We start from the raw sequence: 4,012 nt of genomic DNA on the forward strand, positions 1-4,012 counted from the left end.
CATCGGCTCGTCGGTCATCGCGACGGGTTCGACGACCATCATGGCGTCGCCGGCACCCGAGGGCAGGGTGAAGGAACCGGCCGGGATCACGCCGCCGTCGAGGCGGTACGTCGACCCGTCGGCCGGCGCGGCAGCGCCGGGCAGTGTGACCGTCACCGACTCGACCGGCCACGGGATCAGCCGCTCGACCCACGCGAGCGAGTCGGCGCCGGAGATCGTCTGGTCGTTGATGGTGACCGTGACGTCACCGTCGACGAACACGGCCAGGCCGGTGGAGTGCGGAGCCAGCGCGGCGAAGCCGGGGGACTGCTCGACCGCGGTCGACAGCATCAGGGCATAGCCCCGCACCAGCTGGCGACCCTGGCCGCCGTTGGCCGCGACGATCTGGGCGTGCTCGAGGTAGGGCTTGACCACCGTGGGCTGGTCGGAGCCGACGAGGAGGACGACCGGCCCGATCCGGGCGAGGGTGCCCTCGCCGGGACCGGGTACGACGGTCGCGCTCGACCAGTCCTCTGCGGATGTGGCGGGAATGGGCATCAGATGATCCTTCCACCGAAGAAGCGCCACCGGATGAACGGAACGCGCATGGGCCCGTTGGTCCAGATCCAGACCACGAACCAGATGACCGAGAAGTCGATGAGGAACGCCCAGAAGTCGGGGATGCCGTCGATGCCGGGGACCAGCTCGAGGTCGAGCAGCAGCCAGACCAGCGCCCCTTCGTTGAGCGCGGTGATGAGGCCGAACATCGTCGGCCAGTCCTTCTCCCACCGGAACTGCTGGATCCCGTGGTAGATCAGCTCCCACACGATCCCGAGCACCAGCACGGTCGCCAGGATGATGTACGTGGTCTTGTAGTCGGGGTCGCCGGGCAGGATCGGCGTGAGCGCCAGGGTGATCAGACCGCCGAAGACGACGAGCATGAAGATGCGGGTCTGCAACCGGCCGTTCAGGGTGGGCAACATCAGCGCACTCCCTTGCTGAATTGGAGGGTCGGGTGGGCAGCGTCGCTCACGGGGCGCTCCCTGCCAGCCACTTCCACCACTGCAGCGTCGAGCGCACCGGCCCGATCCGCTTGCCGAAGCCGCGCTTGCGCAGGTCGGCCTGGATCTCCTGCGCAGCGACCTGCAGTCCCAGGAACGTGTCGACGCCGGGGAAGTAGCCCCCCAGGGTCGAGGACCCGGACGCGTACATCGCGCCGGCACCGGAGGCCGTGCCGATCAGCTCGAACGAGCGGTCGACGTTGAGCCGCCCGACCGGGTTGCGGGTCACGCCACCGTGCTCGAGCAGGTCCTTGAGCAGACGGTGCTCGGCGATGTCGGCTTCCAGCCCGGTGCAGTCGATGACGAAGTCCGCCTCGATCGGGATGGTGCCCTGCGCGGTGCGGACGTGGTTCACGATCCGCTCACCGCTCGGCTGCATGTCCTCGACCGCGCCGACGACCGGCGTGTACCAGCCCTCGCGGCGGCCCTGGTTCATCTGCTTCTGCCACAGCTTGCGCCACGGGGTGTTGGTGCCACCCATCCGCTTGTAGAGCTCGGCGCGCTCCTCGCCCTCGAGCTTGCGGACCTGGGCCTTGAGCTGCCCGCCCCACACCGACTTCGGGTAGTTGAAGCCCTGGTAGGCCCACCCGTCGCCGCCACGGCGACGCATGAACATCCGCGGCTTGCCGCCGCCGGGGCGTGCGTCGCCCTCGTTGCCGTAGCCGTCGTTGGGCCCGTTGATGTAGGTCCGGAACAGGTGGACGATGTTGGTCTGCGCACCGTGCAGCAGCCGGTCGTCCATCAGGCGCTGGAGCACCCGCGAGGCCACGATGCCGCCACCGCGCACCACGACGGTGCTCGGGACCTGCATGAGTCGCTCGTAGACGTGCTCGTGTGCCTCGTAGGCATTGACGATGTGCCGGTAGTCGTTGTGCTCGGTGCGGTAGCGCTGGAGCTCGGGCAGGAACTTCAGCCCGGGGTAGCCCACGGCGACGTGGACGTACTGTGACCGGAAGGCCACCCGCTTGGTGGCCGACGCGCCCTCGGGGGGCGTCAGGATCGTGAAGTACCCGCCGCCGTACCGCCGGCGCACGATGCGGACCAGGCCCTTGACCAGCATCTCGTCGTACCCGATGCGGTTCGCCTCGCGCTCGAGCTGTTCGAAGACGTTGCCGGCCTTGGGCGTGTAGTAATCGGCGAAGATCGGCTCGCTGAAGAGCTGCCACAGGACCTTGATGTTGAACTTGCGCACGCCTTCGGCAAAGCCGTACGACGGGAAGCCCCAGATGTTGTCGGGGCGCGATGCCGAGTCCGAGCGCAGTCGCTCCGGCCGCGGCACCTGCGAGACCCGGGTGAGGTACTCGTAGGTCTGCCACGGCTTGTCGAGCGTGCCCAGGACCCGGATCTGCGACGTCGGGACGCCGGCGATGCGCAGGTAGTCGACGGTGACGAAGCTGCCGATGCCCGACCCGACGGTCACGAAGGGGACGTCCACGATCGGGATGCCTGCCGCCGCCACCAGGTCGTCGGTCCAGAAGTCCGTCTCGAGCATCTGGTCCGTCAGGTCACCGGTGATGGCCTGGGCGGGCAAATACGTCGAGGGGTCAGTCGTGGGGACCACGGATGCTGCAGAGGGCTCGATCAACGTGCCTCCTAGATCGCTGAATGCGTGCGGAACGCTACACCCGCTACCCGATGCGGCGCTTGCTGAATCCTTGCACTTCCGGGGCGCGACGTAGGGGTTTCGGGGTGAAGGACCCGTGGCATCGTGCCATGCTGGAGTCCGGTCGCGTCGCGGCTGCCCGACAGTCATGGAGGATCGAGTGCAGGGAATCGCTGATTACGAGTTCGTGCGCCCCTTGGGCGAGTCGAACTACGGCACGAACTACCTCTCGAAGGCTCCGGCCCGCCTGGGCATCGGTGCCGAGGAGGTCGTGGTCAAGGTGATCGCCGGCCCGACCTCGGACGATGCCTTCCGGCGCGCGACCCGCGAGCTCAAGCACTTCAGCGTCGCCGATTCCGACCGTCTGGTCGCCGTGTACGACGCAGGCCGCCACGGCGGAGCGTTCTACTACGCGATGGAGTACCTCCCGCACGGCTCGCTGGAGAACCCGCACGTCGAGATCGGGACGGACCGTCGGGTGGCGGCCGTCCGCGACGCGGCGCTGGCTGCGCACGCCCTGCACGAGCGCGGCATCGCCCACCGCGACATCAAGCCCGCGAACATCCTGCTCGCCGACGACGGTGGTCGACTGGCGGACCTCGGCCTCTCCCAGTTGCTCTCCCCGGGCATGGTCACCACCGGCCTGGGCCAGATCGGCCTGGAGTTCACCGACCCCGCCATCATGCTCGGGGCGCAGGCCTCCCGGGCCAGCGACATCTGGTCGCTGGGCGCGTCGCTGCACTTCGCGATCACCGGCAAGGGCGTCTACGGCGACCTCAAGGGCACCGAGCCGCTGCTGCTCGTGCGTTCGATCCTGGCCTCGCAGCCGACGCTCTCCGACTCGCTCCCGCCTGCTGCCCGGACCCTGATCGAGTCGTGCCTCAGCGCCGACGTCGCGGCGCGCCCGCGTACGGCTGCCGAGGTCGCCGAGCGCGCCTCGGGCCTCGCCAGCGAGCTCGGCTCCACGGTCTGAGTCAACGGCATGGAACTCCACGAGGCGATCCGGGAACTCGTCACCGCCCACGGCACCTCGATCTTCGCGGACGCGAACGGGTTCCGGGGTGTTCTGGACGACGTCCTCGAGGAGGAGCAGGCCAGCACCGGTGACATCAACCTGCTCGTCGACGCGGTTCGCTTCGATGTCCTGACCCCGCTCACGGCCATGATCGACGGCGGCGCCGACCCGGTCCGCGCGGTCGAGGCGGCCGGTCAGCGGTTGGCCCGCGATCGCGGCGGCGATGACCAGGCCGCGTCCAGCTGGGCCGCGGCCGTCCTCGGGTACGCCGTTGGCAAGGTGCCCGGCGACGTGATCCTGCGCTATCGCTCGCAGCGCCCGCCGTCCTCGCATCTCCAACAGGCTCCGCCGCCC

Annotated in this window: 5 protein-coding genes; 2 read left to right on the forward strand and 3 right to left on the reverse strand. The window is 69.0% G+C overall.

Features of this window, described 5'->3' with window-relative positions:
- From ACOADB_RS19755 to ACOADB_RS19765, 3 genes are all read right to left on the reverse strand, one after another.
- Nucleotides 1-537 (reverse strand): hypothetical protein (locus ACOADB_RS19755; RefSeq protein ID WP_378602390.1); only part of this gene is annotated, 537 nt, incomplete at its 3' end.
- Complete coding sequence (locus ACOADB_RS19760) at nt 537-962, reverse strand: hypothetical protein (RefSeq protein ID WP_378602392.1); 426 nt, start codon at nt 960-962, stop codon at nt 537-539. The genes ACOADB_RS19755 and ACOADB_RS19760, both read right to left, overlap by 1 nt.
- Nucleotides 963-1,008: 46 nt before the next feature.
- Nucleotides 1,009-2,625, reverse strand: coding sequence for a hypothetical protein (locus ACOADB_RS19765; RefSeq protein WP_378602394.1), 1,617 nt, complete (start codon nt 2,623-2,625; stop codon nt 1,009-1,011).
- 178 nt (nt 2,626-2,803) lie between these two features.
- Between ACOADB_RS19765 and ACOADB_RS19770 the strand changes: the two genes are divergently transcribed.
- Nucleotides 2,804-3,616, forward strand: coding sequence for a protein kinase domain-containing protein (locus ACOADB_RS19770; protein WP_378602396.1), 813 nt, complete (start codon nt 2,804-2,806; stop codon nt 3,614-3,616).
- A 9-nt stretch (nt 3,617-3,625) separates the two neighbouring features.
- Nucleotides 3,626-4,012 (forward strand): hypothetical protein (locus ACOADB_RS19775; RefSeq protein WP_378602398.1); only part of this gene is annotated, 387 nt, incomplete at its 3' end.

It is taken from the genome of Nocardioides sp. CPCC 206348 (assembly GCF_048654705.1).
In the GTDB taxonomy this organism is placed as follows: Bacteria; Actinomycetota; Actinomycetes; order Propionibacteriales; family Nocardioidaceae; genus Nocardioides.

Bases quoted from the DNA above. Each gene is read 5' to 3' on its own strand.
- ACOADB_RS19760 (WP_378602392.1), bottom strand. From the start codon at position 962: ATGTTGCCCACCCTGAACGGCCGGTTGCAGACCCGCATCTTCATGCTC.